Annotated in this window: 17 protein-coding genes and 1 pseudogene; 8 read left to right on the top strand and 10 right to left on the bottom strand. The window is 68.0% G+C overall.

Going from position 1 to position 20820, the window contains the following annotated elements; all coding sequences use genetic code 11:
- Nucleotides 1–13: 13 nt before the first annotated feature.
- From PSEK12I1_RS0118290 to PSEK12I1_RS0118280, 3 genes are all read right to left on the bottom strand, one after another.
- The gene (locus PSEK12I1_RS0118290) at nt 14–1987 is read right to left on the bottom strand and encodes a choline BCCT transporter BetT (RefSeq protein WP_027602507.1); all 1974 of its coding nucleotides are present in this window, start codon (nt 1985–1987) and stop codon (nt 14–16) included.
- Nucleotides 1988–2107: 120 nt separating this feature from the next.
- Complete coding sequence (locus PSEK12I1_RS23950) at nt 2108–2965, bottom strand: AraC family transcriptional regulator (RefSeq protein WP_028700309.1); 858 nt, start codon at nt 2963–2965, stop codon at nt 2108–2110.
- A 17-nt stretch (nt 2966–2982) separates the two neighbouring features.
- Nucleotides 2983–3582, bottom strand: coding sequence for a LysE family translocator (locus PSEK12I1_RS0118280; protein ID WP_027602506.1), 600 nt, complete (start codon nt 3580–3582; stop codon nt 2983–2985).
- A gap of 157 nt (nt 3583–3739) precedes the next feature.
- On the opposite strand from PSEK12I1_RS0118280, the gene PSEK12I1_RS0118275 reads away from it, so the two are divergent.
- The 3 genes from PSEK12I1_RS0118275 to PSEK12I1_RS0118265 all read left to right on the top strand — a co-directional run bounded on the left by PSEK12I1_RS0118275 (nt 3740) and on the right by PSEK12I1_RS0118265 (nt 7586).
- Nucleotides 3740–5185 carry a PAS domain-containing sensor histidine kinase gene (locus tag PSEK12I1_RS0118275; protein WP_027602505.1) on the top strand — a complete coding sequence of 482 codons (1446 nt, stop codon included), beginning with the start codon at nt 3740–3742 and terminating at the stop codon, nt 5183–5185.
- The gene (locus PSEK12I1_RS0118270) at nt 5170–6507 is read left to right on the top strand and encodes a sigma-54 dependent transcriptional regulator (protein ID WP_027602504.1); all 1338 of its coding nucleotides are present in this window, start codon (nt 5170–5172) and stop codon (nt 6505–6507) included. Before PSEK12I1_RS0118275 ends, PSEK12I1_RS0118270 begins: the two co-directional genes overlap by 16 nt.
- Before the next feature lie 296 nt (nt 6508–6803).
- Nucleotides 6804–7586, top strand: coding sequence for a hypothetical protein (locus PSEK12I1_RS0118265; protein WP_027602503.1), 783 nt, complete (start codon nt 6804–6806; stop codon nt 7584–7586).
- Here the strand turns inward: PSEK12I1_RS0118265 and PSEK12I1_RS0118260 are convergent, their stop codons facing one another.
- Nucleotides 7587–8807 carry a pyridoxal phosphate-dependent aminotransferase gene (locus PSEK12I1_RS0118260; RefSeq protein WP_027602502.1) on the bottom strand — a complete coding sequence of 407 codons (1221 nt, stop codon included), beginning with the start codon at nt 8805–8807 and terminating at the stop codon, nt 7587–7589.
- A 160-nt stretch (nt 8808–8967) separates the two neighbouring features.
- On the opposite strand from PSEK12I1_RS0118260, the gene zapE reads away from it, so the two are divergent.
- From zapE to PSEK12I1_RS25050, 4 genes and pseudogenes are all read left to right on the top strand, one after another.
- Entirely contained in the window at nt 8968–10068 is a 1101-nt protein-coding gene (gene zapE, locus PSEK12I1_RS0118255; protein WP_027602501.1) for a cell division protein ZapE, read from the top strand.
- A gap of 100 nt (nt 10069–10168) precedes the next feature.
- Nucleotides 10169–11032 (top strand): MBL fold metallo-hydrolase, encoded by an 864-nt coding sequence (locus PSEK12I1_RS0118250; RefSeq protein WP_027602500.1) that lies wholly within the window; start codon nt 10169–10171, stop codon nt 11030–11032.
- Nucleotides 11033–11334: 302 nt separating this feature from the next.
- A pseudogene (locus tag PSEK12I1_RS25055) lies at nt 11335–11466 on the top strand (general stress protein); the annotation flags it as partial.
- Between the two features lie 75 nt (nt 11467–11541).
- Entirely contained in the window at nt 11542–11847 is a 306-nt protein-coding gene (locus PSEK12I1_RS25050) for a general stress protein (RefSeq protein WP_007159629.1), read from the top strand.
- Nucleotides 11848–11911: 64 nt separating this feature from the next.
- Here PSEK12I1_RS25050 and PSEK12I1_RS0118235 read toward each other — a convergent pair whose 3' ends face one another.
- Nucleotides 11912–12364: a DUF421 domain-containing protein gene (locus tag PSEK12I1_RS0118235; protein WP_027602499.1), complete on the bottom strand. Its 453-nt coding sequence runs from the start codon at nt 12362–12364 to the stop codon at nt 11912–11914.
- 9 nt (nt 12365–12373) lie between these two features.
- Nucleotides 12374–12865, bottom strand: coding sequence for a hypothetical protein (locus PSEK12I1_RS0118230; protein WP_027602498.1), 492 nt, complete (start codon nt 12863–12865; stop codon nt 12374–12376).
- A 109-nt stretch (nt 12866–12974) separates the two neighbouring features.
- Here PSEK12I1_RS0118230 and PSEK12I1_RS0118225 point away from each other — a divergent pair, with 109 nt between their 5' ends.
- On the top strand, nt 12975–13424 hold the full coding sequence (locus PSEK12I1_RS0118225; RefSeq protein ID WP_231501057.1) for a DMT family transporter: 450 nt from the start codon (nt 12975–12977) through the stop codon (nt 13422–13424).
- Between the two features lie 2 nt (nt 13425–13426).
- On the opposite strand, the gene PSEK12I1_RS0118220 is transcribed toward PSEK12I1_RS0118225, so the two are convergent.
- From PSEK12I1_RS0118220 to PSEK12I1_RS0118205, 4 genes are all read right to left on the bottom strand, one after another.
- The gene (locus PSEK12I1_RS0118220; protein ID WP_027602496.1) at nt 13427–15913 is read right to left on the bottom strand and encodes a sulfite reductase flavoprotein subunit alpha; all 2487 of its coding nucleotides are present in this window, start codon (nt 15911–15913) and stop codon (nt 13427–13429) included.
- Nucleotides 15913–16596 (bottom strand): Fe2+-dependent dioxygenase, encoded by a 684-nt coding sequence (locus PSEK12I1_RS0118215; RefSeq protein ID WP_027597177.1) that lies wholly within the window; start codon nt 16594–16596, stop codon nt 15913–15915. The genes PSEK12I1_RS0118220 and PSEK12I1_RS0118215 overlap by 1 nt, the downstream gene beginning before the upstream one ends.
- 62 nt (nt 16597–16658) lie before the next feature.
- Nucleotides 16659–18875, bottom strand: coding sequence for a TonB-dependent siderophore receptor (locus tag PSEK12I1_RS0118210; RefSeq protein ID WP_027602495.1), 2217 nt, complete (start codon nt 18873–18875; stop codon nt 16659–16661).
- A gap of 181 nt (nt 18876–19056) precedes the next feature.
- Nucleotides 19057–20220, bottom strand: a complete 1164-nt coding sequence (locus PSEK12I1_RS0118205) for a type III PLP-dependent enzyme (RefSeq protein ID WP_007159636.1) — start codon at nt 20218–20220, stop codon at nt 19057–19059.
- Between the last annotated feature and the right edge of the window lie 600 nt (nt 20221–20820).

Genomic DNA, 20820 nt, shown 5'->3' with positions numbered 1-20820 from the left:
CCGGCTTTTTCGTCTAGCCCACTAGATGCAGAAAATGCATGTGACGCTCGTACTGGTCGAGGATGTCGCCGATGACGTCTTCGCGGGACCAGCCCATGACGTCATGGTCCTGGCCCCCCTCGCGCAGATAGACCTGGGCGCGGAAGTACTTGCGCTCCTCCCCCGGCTCGCTGCCCATGACGAAACTGGGCATGGCGTAGGCGTGGGGTCTGACCTGGTAGACGAACTCGGGCTGCTCGGCCGGACCGACATACAGCCGCACCCCGCCATCCTCGCGGTCTTCCACGCCACAGACATAGCCCTGCTTGCGCCATTCCTCGGCCACCGCCAGGCAAGCCGGCTTGGCCACCTCGCCGATGAAGCGCACCACGTGGCTACGCCGCGGAAACATCGCCAGGCCGCGCAGGCGGCGCTGCCAGCCGCCCGGCGTACGGCTGGTGGGCGGGGTGAGACTCAGCGACTGATGGCGCAGGCCGCGCTTGGTGGCGTCCAGCTTCAGGGCCTTGAGCAGGCCATGCATGCTGAACAACAGGGCGAGGGTGAACGGCAGGGCACTGGCGATGGTGGCGGTCTGCAAGGCCTTGAGGCCATCGGCCAGCAGCAGCGCGATGGCCACCAGCCCCATGCTGGCGCCCCAGAAGACGCGCTGCCAGACCGGCGTCTGGTCCTGGCCGCCGGAGGCCAGCATGTCTACCACCATGGCGCCGGAATCGGCGGAGGTGACAAAGAACACCACCACCATGACGATGGCGATCAGCGAGATCACGCTGGCGAAGGGGAAGTGCTCGAGGAAGGCGAACAGCGCCAGGGAGCTGTCCTGGGATACCGCGGCGGCCAGATCGGTGATGCCCTCGGTGAGGATCATGTGGATCGCCGTGTTGCCGAACACCGTCATCCACAGCAGGGTGAAACCGGCCGGCACCAGCAGTACGCCGGAGACGAATTCGCGGATGGTCCGCCCGCGCGAGATGCGCGCGATGAACAGCCCGACGAAGGGCGACCAGGCCAGCCACCAGCCCCAGTAGAACAGCGTCCAGCCGCCGATCCAGTCGGTGGGTCGATAGGCGTTGAGGTTGAGGGTGCGGCTGACGATCTCGCTGAGATAGCCGCCGGTGTTCTCGACGAAGGTCTGCAGGATCAGCACCGTGGGGCCGAGGATGACCACGGTCAGCATCAGCAGCACCGCCAGGCCCAGATTGAGTTCCGACAGCCGCCGGACGCCCTTGTCCAGCCCCGAGACCACCGAGAGGGTGGCCAGCGCCGTGGTGACGACGATCAGGCCGATCTGCACCGGGGTGGACACCGGCACGCCGAACAGTACGTTGAGTCCGGTGTTGATCTGCGAGACGCCGAAGCCCAGGGAGGTGGCGACGCCCAGCACCGTGCCGATGATGGCGAAGATGTCCACGGCATGGCCGATGGGGCCATGGATGCGCTCGCCGATCAGCGGATAGAGCGCCGATCTCAGGGTCAGCGGCAGGCCGTGGCGATAGCTGAAGTAGGCCAGGATCAGGGCGACGATGGCATAGATCGACCAGGCGTGCAGGCCCCAGTGGAAGAAGGTGATGCGCATGGCCTGGCGCGCGGCGTCCACCGTCTGGCCATCGGCATAGGGCGGGTTGAGAAAGTGCATCACCGGCTCGGCGACGCCAAAGAACATCAGGCCGATGCCCATGCCGGCGGAAAACAGCATGGCGAACCAGGTGGTGTTGGCGTAGTCCGGCTCGCTGTGGTCCGGGCCGAGCTTGATGTCGCCATAGCGACTCATGCCGAGAAACACCACGGTGCCCAGGATGATGGCCACGGCGAGGATGTAGAACCAGCTGAGGTTGGTGATGATCCAGCCTTGGATGGCGGCGAACAGCCACTGGGCGTTGGCCTGGAACAGACTGGCATAGAGCACCAGCACGAGTAGCAGCAGGGTCGAGGTCCAGAAGACCGGAGGACTGAAGGTGGGACGAGCGGCGGATTCTCCCTGGCCGGTCATAAAAGGGCTCCTGTTCATGAAGTGCGCACAGGTTGACTGCCCTCGCCCGTGATCGTTTCGCTGGCGACGCTGCGGGAACGGCGCATGCCGCTGTGTGCTACCGCACCAATCGCTGGGGCGCTAAGGGTCGGATACGCCAGCCAGCACAGTGGCGCCGGGTGCTCCCGCCAGCCCGCGAAACCAGCGCGCCGGCGCCACGCCGAAGGCCTGGCGGAAATGTTTCGTCATATGACTCTGGTCATAGAAGCCGGCGGCAACGGCCGCCTCGGCCAGCCCCCGACCGAGGCGCACCTGCAGACGCACCTGGTCGAGGCGGCGCAGGGTCAGGTAGCGATGGGGACTGGTGCCGAAGTAGGCACGGAAATCCCGGGTCAGACTCCAGCGATCCCGACCGGCGCAACGGGCCAGGTCGTCGAGGGTGACCGCCTGGTCGAGATGATCCTCCAGGTATTCCCGCGCACGCAGCGCGGCGGCGAAGTCCACCCGTCCGCGACTGGGCCAGGCCTGGCAGACCTCGGCCAGGATCGCGACCAGGCCATAGAGGGCGTCGTCGCGAGCCAGGACATCGGATTGCGCGTCGAGGGCGGCGAACACCGCCTCGGTGGCCTGTGCCAGGCGCGGGTCAAGGGAAACGCCCTCCCGGTGGAAGGGCAAGGGCCGTCCACCCAGGATGTCCTGCACCAGGGTCGGCGGCAGATAGACCATGCGATAGCGAAAGCCATCGGCAGCGCCGGCACGCCCGTCATGGACCTCGTCCGGATGCAGGATCATGGTCTCACCGGGCAGGCTGTTGGTCCGGGCGCCGCGATAGGAAAAGCTCTGCACACCGGCCAGGGTACGGCCGATGGCATAGGTGGCATGGCGATGGGGGTCGAAGGCATGGCCACTGAAGAAGGCCTCGATGGACTCCAGCTCGGCATGGGCCGGGGCGTGCCTCACCCAATCCGTGGCACCGGGCAATTCGATCTGGCTGCTCATGGCGACTCCTCCGGCGCTCAGCCTAGCAGACCGCGCCAGGCGTCGTGGAACAGCAGCAGGGCACAGCCAACCAGACTCAGGCCCAGCAGCCGATTCACCGCGCGAAAGCCGCGTCCCCGCACCAGGTAGCGCCCGAGCAGCGCCCCGAGCAAGGCGTAGCTCGCCGGGGCGCCGCAGGCCGACAGCGCCAGCGGCAGCGACCAGAGGGCGATCTTGCCCCCGGTCACCTGGGCCGCCGGAAACATCACCGTGGCGATGGGCAGCACCGCCAGCCACGCCTTGGGATTGAGGCCCTGGATCAGCAGGCCGCTGGCAAAGGTCAGCCGCGTGGCGGCGCCCTCCCCCTCCGCCGTCGGCGGCGCGGCCCGGGCGATGCGATAGCCGAGGTACAGGCAATAGCCACCGCCGAGGAGCGCCAGCCATGGCAGCAGCGCCCCCGAGACCACGACCGCCCCGGCATAGCCCAGCGCCAGAAAGAGCATCAGCATGGCGCAGCCCACCCCGGCATAGAAGCCCAGCGCCCGGCGGGCCTGGCCGCGCAGACCGGCATTGAGGCCCAGGGCGTTTACCGGGCCAGGGCTGTAGATGACGCTGAAGGCATAGAGGACGATTTCCAAGGGGCACCTGCCAGGCTTCGAGAAGGAAGCCCAGGCTAGCCAGCGCGCCCGGGGTCTGGCTTGTACGTCTGTGGCTGAGATGAGCCACCCGCTCTGGCACTCGAACTCCGCCGGGGTGTGGCACTCTATCCAGGCCAAGGCCTGGAAGAGAAAGCCCATGTTCGGATCGCTGCGCAGTCGTCTGATTGCCCTGCTGCTGATGCTCGGCGGCATGGCCGTCGGGGTCGGCTGGCTGATGATCCTGCTCTTGCGCCAGTCGGAAAGCGCCCAGCTCGGCCAGGCCACGGTGGAAGCCGAGCAGGCCTGCCAGGCCATCGCCAGCAGCTATCGCTTCTACAGCAATGGCTGGTCCGGCCCTACCGCGGGCCTCGCCGACCCGACGCTGCAGCGCAGTCTCGGGGGCGTGGCCAGTGTCGCCCTGCTGCGCTATCGCGGCATGGCCGGCGGCCTCTGGCAGGAACAGGCGGGACTGCTGGCCGATGCCAGTCCCTTCCCCCTGACCGCCGCCGAACGCCAGCACCTGGCCGATCTCTCCGCCGCGACCCTGGCCGAGGCACGCAGCCTGAGCGACAGCTTCAGCGCGGACGGCGCCACGGTGCTGGTGGCCGCCTGCCCGCTGTCCGGGCCCATTGCCGATCTCGCCGCCTGGACCCTGACTCGCCTGACCTTCGCCGAGGGCAGCGGGCAGCGCCAGCTGAAACTGGGCCTGGGCCTGCTGCTGCTGGCCATGCTCGCCGCCACCCTGCTGCTCGGCCGACTCACCTGGCAGTGGTCGCGCCATGTCGCGCGGGTCGAGCGCGATCTGGGCGCCAATGCCAGCCACGACCTGCCCACCCTCGCCCTGACTGGCGAACGCGAGCTGGACCGGGTGCTGGCGGCGCTCAACCAGGCCGGGCAGCGCCTGACCCAGGCCCGGGACGAGGCCCAGCGGCTGACCACCCAGGTCCACGCTAGTGAACGGCTGGCCGCCCTCGGTCGGGTGGCCGCCGGGGTCGCCCACGAGATCCGCAACCCCCTGGCCGCTATGCGCCTCAAGGCCGAGAACGCCCTGGCCGGCGACAGCGGCCGGCAGCAGAAGGCGCTGGACGCCATCCTCACCCAGGTCACCCGGCTGGACCGCCTGTTGCGCCGCCTGCTCGACCTCACCCAGCCGCTGCACCTGCAACCCACTGTCATCGCGCTGCCGGCCTTTTGCCGCGAGGTGCTGGCCGGTCACGAAGACCAGGCCGTCCAGCGCGGCATCCGCCTGACCGCCCGGGTGGCCGTCGATGAGGGCTGGTTCGATCGCGACGCCCTGGCCCGCGCCCTGGACAACCTGCTGCTCAACGCCCTCCAGGCCGCCCCGGCAGACAGCGAAATCCGTCTCGATGCCAGCCGGCGCGGCGACTGGCTGGTGCTGGCGGTGGAAGACGAAGGCCAGGGGCCACCCGCCGAGTTGCGCGCCCAGCTCTTCGAGCCCTTCGTCACCGGTCGCCCGGAGGGCACCGGCCTGGGCCTGGCCCTGGTCCGCGAGACCGCCCGCGCCCACGGCGGCGAGGCGCGACTGATCGATCCCTCCCTTCCCACGCGCTTCGAGATCCTCCTGCCATGCCAACCCTGCTGATCATCGATGACGACGCCGGTCTGCGCGACGCCCTGGCGGAAACCGCCGCGGACCAGGGCTACCGGGTGCTGCAGGCCGACGGGGGCGAAGCGGGCTTGCAGCTCCTGACGCAGGAGGCGGTGGACGCCGTGCTGCTCGACCTGCGCATGCCCGGGCTGGATGGCCTGGAGGTGCTGGCGCGCATCCGCGCCCTCCCCGAACCACCGGCGGTCACGGTGCTGACCGCCTTCGCCAGCGCCGGCAACACCATCGAGGCCATGCGCCTGGGCGCCTTCGACCACCTCACCAAGCCCATCGGCCGTGACGAGCTGATCCGGGTACTGGCCGGCATGACCGCCCAGCGCGGTCCGGCCAGTGCGCCACCGGCCACAGTCGAGGGCCATACCCTGGTGGGCGGCAGCGACGCCCTGCGCCAGGTGCAGAAGACCATCGGCCGCCTGGTGGACAGCGAGGCCACGGTGCTGGTCACCGGCGAGACCGGCACCGGCAAGGAACTGGTGGCCCGGGCCATCCACGAGCATGGCAAGAGACGCGGGGCGCCCTTCGTGGCGGTCAATTGCGCGGCCATCCCGCCGGATCTGCTGGAAAGCGAACTCTTCGGCCATGTGCGCGGCGCCTTCAGCGGGGCCACCGCCAATCGCCTCGGTGCCTTTCGCGAAGCCCAGGGCGGCACCCTCTTTCTCGACGAGATCGGCGACATGCCGCTGCCGATGCAGGCCAAGATCCTGCGCGCCCTGCAGGAACGCGAGGTGACGCCGGTGGGCGGCGCGCCGGTGCGCCTGGACGTGCGTCTGGTAGCGGCCACCCACCGCGACCTGGCCCAGCGGGTCGCCAGCGGCGACTTCCGCGAAGACCTCTTCTATCGCCTGCACGTGGTACCCATCCACCTGCCGGCGCTGCGCGAGCGGCGGGCCGACATCCTGCCGCTGGCCGAACACTTCCTCGCCCCCAGCGGCCGCGTCCTGGCGGACGATGCCGCCGCCCTGCTCTTGCGCCACCCCTGGCCGGGCAACGTGCGCGAATTGCGCAACGCCATCCAGCGCGCCGCGACCCTGGCCCAGGGCGAACGCATCGTCGCCGCCGACCTGGCCTTTCTGCAGGGCGAGACCCCGGATGAGGTGGCCATCGACGCCAGCTGGCCGGAGGAGACCCTGGCCGAAGCCACCGCGCGCCTGGAACGCCTGCTGATCGAGCGCGCCCTGCAGCGCAGCGGCGGCAATCGCGCCGAAGCGGCCCGCCGGCTGGGCATCCATCGCCAGCTGCTCTACACCAAGCTGAGTCGGCTGGGCCTGGGTGTCGGCACAGACGACAGTCCCGCTTAGAGCCTATTCAAAGTCTCGCGAGCTAGAGACAAACAAGGCGAAAATGACTGAGGAAGCGGAGTTTACGAGTGGTAAATGAGCATTCCGAAGCCATTTTCAACGCCGTTTGGCCGACGCGCAGCAGACTTTGGACAGGCTCTTAGGCTGTCCGCTTTGCCGACAGGCATGTCCGCCAACCGGACGCAATGCCTGGCTCGGACGGTCCCAATAAATCGCAAAGTATTGATTTATATAGAAAATAAAAGTTGGCACAGGCCCTGCAATATCCTGATCGTCAACCACCGCAGGAGTCATCCATGCCTACCAAGACCCAAACCCTCGTGATCGGGACCTTCGCCCTGCTGTCCGTCAGCGGCCTCGTCCTGGCACAAACCGCACCCGCCGGCAGCGCCGCCTCCACCACCGCGGCCAGCGCCCAGATCCCTACCCAGCAGGGCCAGCTCAAGCAGTTCCTGCTCAATCCCCGTGGCGATATCGACGGCCTGATCCTGGCCGACGGCACCGAGGTCAACACCCCGCCGCACCTGTCCGAGCAACTGGCCGCCACCTTCAAGCCGGGTGACAGCATCAACGTCGCCGGCCTGCGCGCCGCCAGCCTGCCGCTGGTCCAGGCGGTGTCCCTGACCAACGTCCAGACCGGCAAGACGGTCACCGACGAAGGCCCCGATCGCGTGGCTGGTCGCCGTCCGCCGGCCCCCCCGGCACCGGGCACCGAGCGCGATGGCGACAGCCTCCAGGGCCAGATCGTCCAGTTGCTGCACGGTCCCCGTGGCGACGTGAACGGCGCCCTGCTGCAGGACGGTACCGCCCTGCGCCTGCCGCCCCATGAAGCCCTGCGCCTGCAAGCGCTGCTCAAGCCCGGTCAGACCGTAGCCGTCCGCGGCGAGCTGGTGGCCAATGCCCAGGGCCGTGCCTTCCGGGTCAGCGCCCTCGGCGCCGATGCCAACTCGCTGCAGACCCTGGATACCCCGCCGGCACCCCGCGGTCCCGGTCGTCTGCCGCCGCCCCCGCCCCCCGGCGTCCAGCCGGTCGCCCCGGGCGCCCAACCGCCGGCGCCCCCGGCACCGCCGGCCGGCTGATCAGGCCAGCAGCCGCCGGGTCGCTTCGGCGATCCGGCGGCAGGCTTCCTCCAGCACCTCGTGCGAGGTGGCGTAGGAAACCCGGAAGTAAGGCGCCAGGCCAAAGGCCGAGCCTGGCACCACCGCCACCCCGCCCTCGTCCATGAGGTAGCGGGCAAAGGCCGTATCGCTGTCGATCAGCTCCCCGCCCGGCGTCCGCCGACCCAAGACCCCCGCGCAACTGGCATAGACATAGAAGGCCCCCTCGGGCCGCCGCGCCGACAAGCCCGGCACCGCGTTCAGCGCGTCCACCACCAGATCCCGCCGCTGGCGAAACAGCTCGCAGCGCTCGCGCACGATGTCCTGCGGCCCATCCAGGGCGGCGATGGCCGCGGCCTGGCTGACCGAGCAGGGGCAGGAGGTCACCTGGCTCTGCACACTGGCCATGGCCTGGATCAGCGCCTTGGGTCCGCCGGCATAGCCCAGGCGCCAGCCGGTCATGGCATAGGCCTTGGAGACGCCGTTGATGGTCAGGGTCCGCTCGCGCAGCCGTGGCTCCACGGCCGCCGGAGTGACGAAGCGAAAGCCGTCGTAGAGGATGTGCTCGTACATGTCGTCGACCATCAGCCAGACCTGCGGATGGCGCAGCAGCACCTCCAGCAGCGGGCGATAGTGTTCCTCGCCATAGGCCGCCCCCGAGGGGTTGGAGGGCGAGTTGAGCATCACCCAGCGGGTGCGCGGGGTGATGGCCGCTTCCAGGGCCTCGGCGGTCAGGCGGAAGCCATCCTCCTCACGGCACGGCAGCACCACCGGCGTGCCGCCGAGGATGGTGACGATGTCGGCATAGGTCACCCAGAAGGGCGCGGGAATGATCACCTCGTCGCCCGCGTCCAGGGTCGCCATCATGGCGTTGAAGATCACCTGCTTGGCCCCGGCCGAGGCGGTCACCTCGTCCTGGGCGAACACCAGGTCGTTCTCCCGGGCGAACTTGCGGCGAATGGCCTCCTTGAGCGCCGGGCTGCCGTCGAGCACCGTGTACTTGGTCTGGCCGGCGCGGATGGCCTGGATCGCCGCCTCCTTGATGTGCTCCGGGGTATCGAAGTCCGGCTCGCCCGCACCCAGCACCAGCAGATCGGCGCCCTGGCGGCGCAGGGCATTGGCGCGCTCGGTGATCTTGAGGATCTCGGAGACGCCCACGGAGGCGAGGCAGTGGGCGAGGTGCAGGGTCGAATCGGCGGCCATGACAGGGCTCCAGGCAGGACGAAAAGAGGTGCCGGAAGCGTCCGGCAGGGATCGTCTCGCACTATCGAACCGCGGCCGCTTGCCTTCAAACGCTATAAAGGACTCACGTCATTCCGCCGGGGCATGGTCTGGCGTCAACACGGAGGCTAGAGTGGCGACCATGACCACCGCACCCTCCCCCCTCGCCGCCTACCACCACGCCCTGGCCCAAGGCGATCGCCTGCCCGATGCCGCCCAGGAGGCCGCCGCCCTGCGCCTGGAGGCCTGCCACGCGGCGCTGCTGGCGGACCAACCGGCGCGCGGTCTCTATCTCTGGGGGCCGGTCGGCCGTGGCAAGACCTGGCTGCTGGATCTGTTCCACGCCAGCTTGCCGGTGCCCGCCCGCCGCCAGCACTTCCACCACTTCATGCGCTGGGTGCACCAGCGTCAGTTCCAGCTCGCCGGCACCCGCGATCCCCTGCAGGTGCTGGCCCGGGAGCTGGCCGCCGAGGTGCGGGTGCTGTGCTTCGACGAACTCTTCGTCAGCGACATCGGCGATGCCATCCTGGTGGGCGGCCTGCTGCGCGCCCTGCTGGACCAAGGTCTGGTGCTGGTGGTCACCTCCAACCAGCCGCCGGAGCAGCTCTATGCCGGCGGCTTCAATCGCGAGCGCCTGCTGCCCGCCATCGCCGCGCTGCAGGCACACCTGGACGTGCTGGAGGTGGACGGCGGCCAGGACCACCGCCTGCACCAAGGCCAAGCCGAACCGCGCTTCTGGGTGGACGATCCCACCGCCCTCGCCACGACCTTTGCCCGCCTCACCGCGGGGGAAGCCGTGACGACCGCGCCCCTGATCCTCGGCGAGCGCCCGCTGCCCGTGGTGCAGCGGGCCTCCAGCGCGATCTGGCTGGATTTCGCCGTGCTCTGCCAGGGCGCCTGGGCCACCACCGACTACATGGATCTCTGCACCCGCTTCCCCGCCCTGTTGCTGAGCGGCGTGCCCTGCCTGTCCGGCGATCCCCGTGCGGGCCGCATCGCCCGCGGCACCGAAGACGGCGCGACGCGGGTCCTGGCCGGCGACCGCGAACTGCCCCGCCTGGCGCCCCAGGACGACGCCGTGCGCCGCTTCATCGCCCTGGTCGACGAAGCCTACGACCGCCGCCGCCCGCTCTACCTGGACGCCGCCGTGCCCCTGGATCAGCTGTACACCCGCGGCTTTCTGGAATTCCCCTTCCGCCGCACCCTGAGTCGCTTGAAGGAGATGCAGCAGGCCCGGTACTAGGCCTAGCACGGCAATCGGGCGCTGCGGCGACGAGGCACGCCGCGGAGCGGCGGAGCCCCGTGGTAAGGTGGGACATCCCACAGCTTGACGAGGCCCGGTCATGACTCCGCGCATCGAACCCTTCTTCGACGCCACCACGTCCACCTTCACCTATGTGATCTACGAAGCCCCCGGCAGTCGCTGCGCCATCGTCGATTCGGTGCTGGACTACGATCCGCATTCGGGCCGCACCGCCACCCTTTCGGCGGATCGCGTCGCCCGCTTCGTGCGCGATCAGGGGCTGACCGTGGAGTGGCTGCTGGAGACCCATGCCCACGCCGACCACCTCTCCGCCGCGCCCTATCTGCGGCGGCAGTTGGGCGGGCGCATCGCCATCGGCGAGGGCATCCGCCGGGTCCAAGGCGCCTTCAAGGACGTCTTCAACCTGGAGCCGGAATTCCGCCTCGACGGCTCCCAGTTCGATCACCTGTTCCAGCCCGACGAGGTCTTCCATATCGGCGCCCTGACCGCCCGCGCCCTGCACGTGCCCGGCCACACTCCGGCCGACATGGCCTACCAGGTGGAAGAGGAGCATGTCTTCGTCGGCGACACCCTGTTCATGCCCGATGTCGGCTCGGCGCGCTGCGACTTCCCCGGCGGCAGCGCTCGCGACCTCTATCGTTCGATCCGCCGGCTGCTGACCCTGCCCGAGGCCACGCGCCTCTATCTGTGCCACGACTATCCGCCCGCCGGCCGCGAAGCGCGCCACGAGACCACCGTGGGTGAAGAGCGCGCCCTCAACGTGCATGTCCGCGACGGAGTGGACGAAGACGCCTTCGTCGCCCTGCGCACCCGCCGTGATGCCACCCTGTCCATGCCAACGCTGATCCTGCCGGCGATCCAGGTAAACATCCGCGCCGGCACCCTGCCGCCCGCCGAGGCCAATGGCCGTCGTTACCTGAAGATTCCCATCGACGGTTTCTAGACCCGCCGCCACCCGTCGTACAAGGTAAGAGCCACAGGTATTGGACGCAGCGGCGCCGCTGCGTCCAGGCTTTTTCACTTCGCACAGCGTCTCTGCTCCGTCCAACCCAGCGGCGAGGTTGGACAGCGCCTCGGCCGAATTTAGATACAGACCTGGTAGTGGCCCATGGCCTGCGACCACCCATCCCCTGGCCGGGAAACCTCGCCGCGTCCGCTCCTCAATACCAGGGCAGGCAATGTGTTCTGCACTACATTCCCAAAAGAGGTAGAGCGACCATGACCACCAAGAATTCGAACTCCAATCCCGGCAACTTCGCCAATGATCGCGAAAAGGCTGCCGAGGCCGGGCGCAAGGGCGGCCAGAACAGCGGGGGCAACTTTGCCAACGATCGCGAGAAAGCCTCCGAAGCCGGACGCAAGGGTGGTAGCCGCTAGGCGCTTCCCTCCTTGTAGCGGAGCCACGTCCGGGTGGACCCGGCTCCTTCGTCCCACGATCAAGAGGAATTCACGATGAGCACCAACAACTCCAATCCCGGCAACTTCGCCAATGATCGCGAAAAGGCCGCCGAAGCTGGCAGCAAAGGTGGGCAGAACAGCGGGGGCAACTTCGCCAACGATCCCGAGCGCGCCGCCGAGGCGGGCAGCAAGGGCGGCCAGAACAGCGGCGGCAACTTCGCCAATGACCCCGAGCGCGCCGCCGAAGCCGGCCGCAAGGGCGGCGAGAACAGTGGCGGCAACTTCGCCAATGACCGCGAGAAGGCGTCCGAGGCCGGCCGCAAGGGCGGTCAGAACAGCGGCGGTGGCGGCCAGCAGTAATCCGGCCTGATCCAGGCCAGGGCGAAGGGCAGGCTCATCCTGCCCTTCCTGCTTTCACGTCCGTTCACTTTTCTCCCGGCTCGGGTATCACCGAGATCTGGCCGTTCTTTTCCAGCACCGCGAAGCGGATCTGCTCCAGCCGTTCCAGCCCCTGACTCTGCCGCGCCGCCTCGAGGATGTCTTCCTCGGTGAGGCGGGCCTTGCGCAGTCGCTCCGTCAGCGGCTTGCCGTACTCCACCACGATCAGCGGCACCCCGTCGAGAAAGCGCCCGACCCGGGGCGAACGTTCCTTGAACAGCGACAGCAGGATGTCGATCAGCACCAGGGTGGCGATCACCAAGAAGGCATTGATCACCGAAAAATCATCGCCTAGCAGCGCCTGCTGGGTCGCCTCGCCGATCACTAGCAACAGGACGAAATCGAAGGTGGTGATCTCCGACAGCGCCCGCCGTCCGGTGATGCGAAACAGCACCAGCAGAAAGGCGTAGAGGGCGGCGGCGCGCAGGACGGATTCCATGGCAATTCCCTAGGGATAGATGAAGGCGGAGAGTGCCAGCGGTGGCTGGCCGGGTCGCAGAATGCGCCAGTCGACGGTGCCCAGGCGGTCCGGGCGCAAGGCGAGGTGCAGTCGACTCGACCCCGTTCCCGGCGCCAGATCGAGCCAGAGCACCCCGTCGCTGCTGGTCATGCGCAGCGGCTGGGGATAGAGGGCTTCCACCGTCCAGTCGGCCACCAGGCGTTCATCCAGGCCGATGCGGTCGAGCCCGGGTGCCAGTTCCAGGGTCAGGGTCGCCGGCGCACCGCGGCGCTGGAAGCGCTCGTATTCGACACTGAGCTGGCCGTCCGCGCTGACCCGGGTCGCCGTGGCCCAGGGCCCGCCGCTGGCGAACAGGCCGGCCAGGGCCAGGGCGACAAACAGGCCCAGCAACACCCAGCCCAGCCGCTCGCAGCGCCAGATCCAGCGTTGCAGGCCCGGCTCCTCGCGGATTGGCAGAGGCTTTTCCACCCGTGGCGTCATGGCGGTCGCTCCGGAATTCAATAGAGCTTGGAGCCCGACCGGAGGTCGCCGGTTCGACCGCTTCGCCCACCCACTGGGGCATACTGCGCGCCCCTTTTTTCCTGGAGTCCTGTCGATGCCCGTCTGGTGGCTGCTCGTCCTGCCCTTCATCGCCGGTGCCTGCCTGCCGCTACAGGCCGGCATCAACGGTCAACTCGCCCGGCACCTCGGCAGCGTCTTCGCCGCGGCGTCCATTTCCTTCATGGTCGGTCTCGTCGCCCTGCTGGGCCTGACCCTCTGGCAGCGTGGTATCCCCACCCTGGGTGCGCTGCGCGACCTGCACTGGTGGCACTGGTGCGGCGGCCTGCTGGGCATGTTCTTTATCGCCATGGCCGCCTTCGCCGGTCCGCGCATCGGCGCCACCCTGTTCATGGCGCTGGTGATCGCCGGGCAGCTGGCCATGTCGCTGAGCCTGGATCACTTCGGCTGGGCCGGCTTTCGCCAGGATCCGGTCACCCTCGGCAAGCTGGCCGGCGTGGCGCTGATCGGCGCTGGCGTCTGGTGCATCGCCCGGGCCTAAGCCTAGTAGAGGTCGCGACGGTAGCGTTCTTCGTCGATCAGCCGCTGGACCTCGGCCTCGCCGAGCAGCGCCGCCAGGGTCGCCTGGACACTGCGCCCCAGGCCCGGCAGGCTGCCGCAGACCATGATCACGGCATCCGCCGCCAGCCAGTCCAGCAGCCGCTTGCGCTGCTCCCGCAGGTGGTCCTGCACATAGCCATCGCCGTCCCGCGAGAACACCCGGTCCAGACGGGCCAGCTCGCCCCGCGCCTGCCAGGCATCCAGCTCCGCCCCATAGAAATCGTCGTGGGCCGCCGTGCGTTCGCCGAACAGTAGCCAGTTGCGCCGGTACCCGGCGGCGATACGGGCAGCCAACAGCGGGCGCACCCCGGCCAGTCCGGTACCGGCAGCGATCAGGATCAGCGGACGCGGGTCCAGCGGCGGTCTGAAGCCCGGATGGGCGCGGAGCCGCGCCTGCACCGCATCGCCCGGCCTCAGCCCTGAGGTCAGCCAGCCGGAGGCGATGCCCAGGCGACCGTCCGCCTTGCGCTGCTGGCGCACCAGCAATCGCAGCGCACCTTCGTCGGGCAGCGAGGCGATGGAGTACTGGCGCACGGCGAGCGGTATTAGAGCGTCGAGCAGCGCCTGGGCGCCCAGGCCCGCCAGCGCGGCCTGGTCTTTCGGCAACAGGCGGGTGTCCAGGGCCGCGGCGAGGGTCTGGCTGACGCCGTCGCCCACCACCACGCTGTCCGCGGCCAGCCCCAGGGGCGACAACCAGGCCGCCACGCGCTCGGCGCCCTGGCGCGGCGCAATTTCGAGGATATCGCCGGGTGCCCAAATGCTCTCGGGCGGCGGCAACAGCTGCAGCTCGAAGACGGCTCCACCGGGGCTGCCGGCATTGAGCGGCTGCACCGCTAGCAGCGGCCAGGCCCGCAGTGGCCGTTCGACCGTTGGCTCGATGGCCACGGCGCCCAAGGCCTCGAGTCGACCCTGCCAGAGCGCGAGCGCCCGAGCGTCGCCATTGTCCACCTCCACCGGGGCGAACAGCGGCCGCGCGCCCTGCCCGGCGAGCCAGGCATCCAGCCGCCGGGCGAAGGCGCAATAGGCCGGATAGCGGCGGTCGCCCAGGGCCAGCACCCCGAAGTTCAGATTCGGCAGCGCGTTCTGGGTCAGCATCCGTCGTTCGAAGCCACGGGCGCCGTCCGGTGCCTCGCCATCGCCGTGGGTGGCGACGACGAACAGCGCCTGGGTGGCCTGCTGCAGGCGCTCGACCGAGAGTCGTCCGAGCGCGATCACCTCGGCGCTGAGGCCCGCCGCCTGCAACTGGCCGGCAGCCTGCCAGGCCAGTGCCTCGCCCTGGCCGCTCTGGCTGGCATAGCCGATCAGCCAGTCGGCGGCGCCCGGCGTGGCCGGCAGCAGGCCGCGCCGGGCCTGGTGCGCCTGGCGACGCTTGCGGCGGCGGTCCAGATAGAGCCAGAGGCCGGTCACCACGAACAGCGGCATGGCCAGGCTGGCGAGCGCCAGGGCCACCCGTCCGGCCAGACCGAAATACTCGCCCGAATGCAGCGCATAGACACTGAGCAGCAGCCGAGCGCCGAGCGGCTGTTCGCTATAGCGGCGGTGATCGAGCACCCGTCCCGCACCATCGAAGACGATCCGATTGAGGGCACGGACATGCTCGGCCTCGTCGGGCAGGTACCAGAGGGTCGGCTGACTGACCTTGCGCGCCGGATTGGGCAGCAGCAGGCCATAGCCCTCGACCTGTCCGCCGGTTTCCTGCCGAAAGCTCTGCCAGAGCGCATCCAAATCCACGTCCTGGCGCGCCACCACGCCACTGATCCGGGGTTCCGGCGCCGCCCCCAGCAATCGCTCGCTGGCCTGGCGATACCAGTCATAGGACCAGTACAGACCGGTCATGGCCGCCAGCAGATAGAGCAGCAGGCACCAGGTGCCCGCCACGGCGTGCAGGTCCCAGTGGAAACTCCGCCCCCGACGCGCCCAGTCGAGGGTCAGCCAGGTGCGCCAGCGCCCTGCCTGGCGCGGCCAGCGCAGGTAGAGGCCGGACAGGCAGAGCACCAGCAGGATCAGGGTGGCGGCCCCGGTCAGGGCCTTGCCTACCGGCCCCAGGGCCAGGGAGCGGTGCAGGTCCAGGACCAGGCGAAAGAATCCCTGGCCGCGCGGCGCCTTCAGCACCTCGCCGGTGTAGCGATCGAACAGCAGCACCTCGCCACGGCCCTGGCCGCTCGCCGGCGCCAGGCCGAGCAGGCCGTAGCCCTCCCCCGCCATGCTGGAGACGAAGCCTAATTCCTGACCCGGAGCGAGCAGACGCTGCCGCACTTCCGGCAGTGTCAGCGGACGCCGGTCCGGCGTCGCGGCGGTCGGCGGCGGATTGAGCAGTTCCAGCAACTCCAGCTGAAAGCTGTAGAGCGCCCCCGTCACCCCCAGCACCACCAGCACCAGGCCCGCCGCCAGCCCGAGCAGGCTGTGCAGCTGGAACAGACCCCCGCGGATCAGGGCTGGGCCCACAGCCGCAGGAGGTTGTGATAGACACCGGTCAGCTGCAGGCAGGCCTCGTGGCCCTGCCCCAGCTCGGCCGCCGCCCGCTGGATACCCTGGTCGAGTTCGAACAGCTGGCCGCGCTGGCCGGCATCGCGCACCAGGCTCTGGATCCAGAAGAAGGAACACAGCCGGGTACCGCGGGTGACCGGCAGCACCCGGTGCAGGCTGCTGGCCGGATAGAGGATCAGATCGCCCGCCGCCAGCTTTACGCTGTGGGCGCCATAGGTGTCTTCCACCACCAGCTCGCCGCCGTCGTACTCGTCCGGCTCGCAAAAGAACAGCGTGGCCGACAGATCGGTGCGCAGGTAGCCGCTGCCATCCGGTAGCGGCCGCAGGGCATTGTCCACGTGCAGGCCAAAGGACTGGCCGCCCTGGTAGCGATTGAACAGCGGCGGAAACACCCGTGCCGGCAGCGCCGCGGCGACGAACAGCGGATGCCGTGCCAGCGCCTGCTGGATCAGCTCGCCCACCGCGCGCGCCGCCGGCTCGTCCGCCGGCAGCTGCAGATTGTCCTTGGCCATGGCCGACTGGAAACCGGCCGTGTGCCGGCCATCGGCCCAGGCGGCCGCCTCCAGCCGCTCCCGGCATTCCCTTACCTGCTCGGGCGTCAGCACGCCCGGAACGCTGATCATCATGGTGATTCCCCTCTAACGCCGAAAGCCCTGCGCAGGCAGGGCTTCGGTTGCTGCAGGCGACCTCAGAAGCTGTAGGTCGCGGTCAGGATGGCGGAACGGGCATCGCCGTATTCGATGGCCGACGACCGGGTGCTCACCCCCAGTTGCGAACGCACCCGCTCCACATAGTCCTTGTCGAAGACGTTGTTGACGTTGAGCTGCAGGTCGACGTTGCGATTGACGCGATAGCCGACCATGGCGTTGTGCAGCCAATAGTCGTCGAGCTTGGCGCCGTCGTTGCTGGAGGTGACGTTGCGCTCGCTGACGTAGCGGGCGCCATAGCCCACCCGCCAGCCGGCCGGCAGCTCATAGGTGGTCCAGAGATTGAGCGAACGCGGCGGAGTGTTGGCCAGCGCCTGGCCTTCACGATTGCGGCCGTCCAGGGTGTCGGCGGCCTTGAGCGTCTCGCTGTCGAGGAAGGTGAAGTTGGCGTAGACGTTCCACTGCGGAGTGATCCGTCCGGTGGCGCCCAGCTCGATGCCCTGCACGCGCTGCTTGCCGGCCAGGGCGGTGCTGCCGTCGGCCAGGGTTTCCCGCGCATTGCTCTTCTCGACGCGGAACAGCGCGCCGTCCAGCTCCAGGCGCTTGTCGAGGAATTCCCACTTGGTGCCCAGCTCCCAGGTCTTGTTCTTTTCCGGACCCAGATCCTGGTTGGCGGCGCTCAACCCGGCGCCGGTGGAGGTCAGGCTTTCCGCCGAGGGATTGAAGGAGGTGCCATAGGCCACGTAGACCCGGCCGTTCGGAGCCGGCTTGAACACCAGGCCGGCGCGCCCGCTCAACTTGGCGTCATCGGAACTCAGCTTGGTCTTGGCGCCGCGCACGCCGTTGGCGACCGGGGTGGTGTCGCTGTCGCCATCGAACCAGTCGTAGCGCAGGCCCAGGTTCAGATCCCAGTAGTCGTTGAGGGCAATGGTGTCGAAGGCATAGAGCGCCTTGTCGGTCAGCACGTTGTTGGCGATGGCCGAGGTCTGCTTGTCGGACGCGCCGTCATAGCGCTCCGGCGGCGCAGCCAGGGAATAGCCGGCGGCCGGGAAGGTCAGGCCATAGCTGTAGGTGTCGCGGTCGTAGTCCTCGCGGGAGAACTCGGCGCCCAGCACGAAGGAATGACCCAGGCCGAAGGTATCGACATTGCCGGTCAGGTTGGTCTGGTTGATCCACATCTCCGAGGTCACGTCGCGGCCATAGCCCTGGGGACCGGCCGGGCGATAGCGACCCGCGGCCACGCCACCCAGGTTGACGTGGGACGCCGAGATCACCACGTCGCGCTCGATGCGGCTGTAGCGGGTCAGGTTCTGCAGACTCAGGTTGTCGTTGAAGCGGTGCTCCAGCTCCACGGTGAAGACATTGTTGTTGATGTCTTCCTTGTCGATGTTCTTGAAGCCGAAATAGGCATCGCGATCCACCCCGCCCAGGCGCTTGCCGTTGAGCGCCGGCACCCCGTAGTCGGGCTGGTTGTTGTCGGTCTGATGGAAGTAGCTCAGGGTCAGGCGGGTATCGTCCGACAGGCCCAGGGCCAGCGACGGCGCGATGCCCCAGCGCTCGCGATCGATCTGGTCGCGGCCGGGCACGTCGTTCTCGTGCGCCATCAGATTCAGGCGGAAGGCGCTGTCGGTACCCACGCCCTGCAACGGCTGGTTGGTGTCCAGGGTCAGGCGGCGATAGCTGTCGGTGCCCAGGCCCGCGCCGATGCGGGTGAACTGGCGCTCCTGGGGCTTCTTGCTGATCAGGTTGATGGAGCCACCGGTGGTGCCGGCGCCGCCGAACACCGAGTTGGGGCCCTTGATGACCTCGACCGACTCCAGGTTGAAGGTGTCGGTACGGTTGGTCTGGGTGCTGTCGCGCAGGCCATCGATCTGGATGTTCGAGTTGGCGCTGAAGCCGCGGATATTGATGCTGTCGCCGGAGCCACCACCGCCCTCGCCGGCGTTGAAGGTGATGCCGGATACGTTGGACAGCACCGATCTCAGACTCAGGGCCTGCTGGTCCTGGATGACCTGCGCCGGCACCACGGTGACGGTCTGGGGGGTGTCCAGCAGGGGCGCGGTGTACTTGCGCGAGGCGGACTGCTCGGCCTTGAAGCCTTCCTGCTGCGCCTGACCTTCGATGGTCAGACTTTCCAATCGGGTCACCGGCTCCTTGGCGTCCTGGGCCTGAGTCCCGAGGGACAGCGAAGCGACGGCGACACTGAAGGTAGAAACCAGCAAACGGCGCTGGGACAGCGAGGACATTTCCTTGGACATGATGGCGGGCCGCCTCCTTATGTGAATGCGGCGCGATTCTATTTGCAAACGATTATCAAATCCATAGCGAATGTAAATTATTCTTAACAATCCGGAAAACCGCCTGACACAGGGCTTTTCCACAGGCATGAAAAAGCCCGCGTCCCTGATGGGACGCGGGCTCGACTACCGCGGGAAGACCTTAGAGGTAGAAGGCCTTCAGCGGCGGGAAGCCGTTGAATTCCACCGCGCTGTAGCTGGTGGTGTAGGCACCGGTGGACAGCCAGTACAGGCGGTCACCGCTGGCCAGGTTCAGCGGCAGGCCGTACTTGTAGTGCTCGTACATGATGTCGGCGCTGTCGCAGGTCGGCCCGGCGATGACGACTTCTTCCATCTCGCCCTTCTTCTCGGTCCAGATCGGGAACTTGATGGATTCGTCCATGGTTTCGATCAGGCCGGAGAACTTGCCCACGTCGGTGTAGACCCAGCGCTCGACGGCGGTACGCGACTTGCGCGCCACCAGCACCACTTCGCTGACCAGGATGCCGGCGTTGGAGATCAGCGAACGACCCGGCTCCAGGATGATTTCCGGCAGTTCGTCGCCGAAGTCTTCCTTGAGGAAGCGGATGATCTCCTCGGCATAGGTCTCCAGGCTGTTGGTGCGCTGGATGTAGTTGGCCGGGAAGCCACCGCCCATGTTGATCATCTTCAGGGTGATGCCGTCTTCTTCCTTGAGGCGCTCGAAGATCACCTTGACCTTGGCGATGGCGGCGTCCCAGACGTCGATGTCGCGCTGCTGGCTGCCGACGTGGAAGGAGATGCCGTAGGGCTCCAGGCCCAGCTGGCGGGCCAGGATCAGCAGATCCAGGGCCATGTCGGGCTGGCAGCCGAACTTGCGCGACAGCGGCCAGTCGGCGGAGTTGGAGCCTTCGGTGAGGATCCGCACATAGATGCGCGAGCCCGGGGCGGCCTTGGCGATGTTGCGCAGGTCGGCCTCGGAGTCGGTGGCGAACATGCGCACGCCCTTCTCGTAGAAGTAGCGGATGTCCTTGGATTTCTTGATGGTGTTGCCGTAGCTGATACGCTCCGGCTCGACCCCGGTGGACAACACTTTGTCCAGCTCGTAGATGGAGGCGATGTCGAAGTTCGAGCCCTTGTCGCGCAGCAACTCGGTGATCTCGATGGCCGGGTTGGCCTTGACCGCGTAATAGATCTTGGCGAACGGGAAGTTGCCAACGAGATCGTCATAGGCCCGGCCGATGGTGGCGGTGTCGATGACGACGAAGGGGGTTTCCTGCTGGTCGGCGAAGGCCTTCATCTTCTGGAAGGTTTCGCGAGAATAGTAATCTTCGACCTTGATGGACATGCGTCGGACTCCCGATGGGCAGAACAAATTGAAGGAGGGGGTGTTCTGAACGCCTAATCCGTTTCCCCACTTTGGTTCGCCTACTTCCCAAGGCACATCGCCGAAAGCAAAAAGGTCAACGCGTACTGGCGTTGACCTCGCTGTCTCGTCGTCGGTACTTGAGCCGGATGGATCGTTTCCAGCATGGACGTTCGGGCGCGAACTTTAGGGCCAGACGCCTCAGAGATCAATGTTAAATCCATGATCTTTACCGAACGGTGACGCGCACGGACTCACCCCTCTCCTGCAACCGACCGGAGCGGGCGCCGAGATGTTCCTGGGGGGCGATGACAGGAGGTTTCCACGCGGGGAATCAAGAGGCCGGACAGCGCCATCGTCGGGCTTTAACGGTGGCGCTGGGCAATCGCGGCCATGGGCCGCTCCTACAGGCACGAAAGCAACCGTAGCATCGGCCGCATCGGCGGACCGCCATGATCGCGATCAGTCCCTTGCCACCGTAGCGTGGAAAACGGCGCAGCCTTTTCCACTGAGACTTTCGATGCTGAGGCGTGCCCTCACCCCAGCCCTCTCCCAGGGGGAGAGGGAGCCATCCGCGCGACT

Source organism: Pseudomonas sp. MOIL14HWK12:I1 (genome assembly GCF_000510705.1).
Classification (GTDB): Bacteria; Pseudomonadota; Gammaproteobacteria; order Pseudomonadales; family Pseudomonadaceae; genus Chryseomonas; species Chryseomonas oryzihabitans.
This window is presented reverse-complemented; position numbering and strand designations above follow the sequence as displayed.

Bases quoted from the DNA above. Each gene is read 5' to 3' on its own strand.
- PSEK12I1_RS0118275 (WP_027602505.1), top strand. From the start codon at position 3,740: ATGTTCGGATCGCTGCGCAGTCGTCTGATTGCCCTGCTGCTGATGCTC.
- PSEK12I1_RS25050 (WP_007159629.1), top strand. From the start codon at position 11,542: ATGAGCACCAACAACTCCAATCCCGGCAACTTCGCCAATGATCGCGAA.
- PSEK12I1_RS0118215 (WP_027597177.1), bottom strand. From the start codon at position 16,596: ATGATGATCAGCGTTCCGGGCGTGCTGACGCCCGAGCAGGTAAGGGAA.
- PSEK12I1_RS0118235 (WP_027602499.1), bottom strand. From the start codon at position 12,364: ATGGAATCCGTCCTGCGCGCCGCCGCCCTCTACGCCTTTCTGCTGGTG.
- PSEK12I1_RS0118265 (WP_027602503.1), top strand. From the start codon at position 6,804: ATGCCTACCAAGACCCAAACCCTCGTGATCGGGACCTTCGCCCTGCTG.
- PSEK12I1_RS0118290 (WP_027602507.1), bottom strand. From the start codon at position 1,987: ATGACCGGCCAGGGAGAATCCGCCGCTCGTCCCACCTTCAGTCCTCCG.
- PSEK12I1_RS0118260 (WP_027602502.1), bottom strand. From the start codon at position 8,807: ATGGCCGCCGATTCGACCCTGCACCTCGCCCACTGCCTCGCCTCCGTG.
- PSEK12I1_RS0118270 (WP_027602504.1), top strand. From the start codon at position 5,170: ATGCCAACCCTGCTGATCATCGATGACGACGCCGGTCTGCGCGACGCC.
- PSEK12I1_RS23950 (WP_028700309.1), bottom strand. From the start codon at position 2,965: ATGAGCAGCCAGATCGAATTGCCCGGTGCCACGGATTGGGTGAGGCAC.
- PSEK12I1_RS0118205 (WP_007159636.1), bottom strand. From the start codon at position 20,220: ATGTCCATCAAGGTCGAAGATTACTATTCTCGCGAAACCTTCCAGAAG.
- PSEK12I1_RS0118230 (WP_027602498.1), bottom strand. From the start codon at position 12,865: ATGACGCCACGGGTGGAAAAGCCTCTGCCAATCCGCGAGGAGCCGGGC.
- PSEK12I1_RS0118250 (WP_027602500.1), top strand. From the start codon at position 10,169: ATGACTCCGCGCATCGAACCCTTCTTCGACGCCACCACGTCCACCTTC.
- PSEK12I1_RS0118210 (WP_027602495.1), bottom strand. From the start codon at position 18,875: ATGTCCAAGGAAATGTCCTCGCTGTCCCAGCGCCGTTTGCTGGTTTCT.
- zapE (WP_027602501.1), top strand. From the start codon at position 8,968: ATGACCACCGCACCCTCCCCCCTCGCCGCCTACCACCACGCCCTGGCC.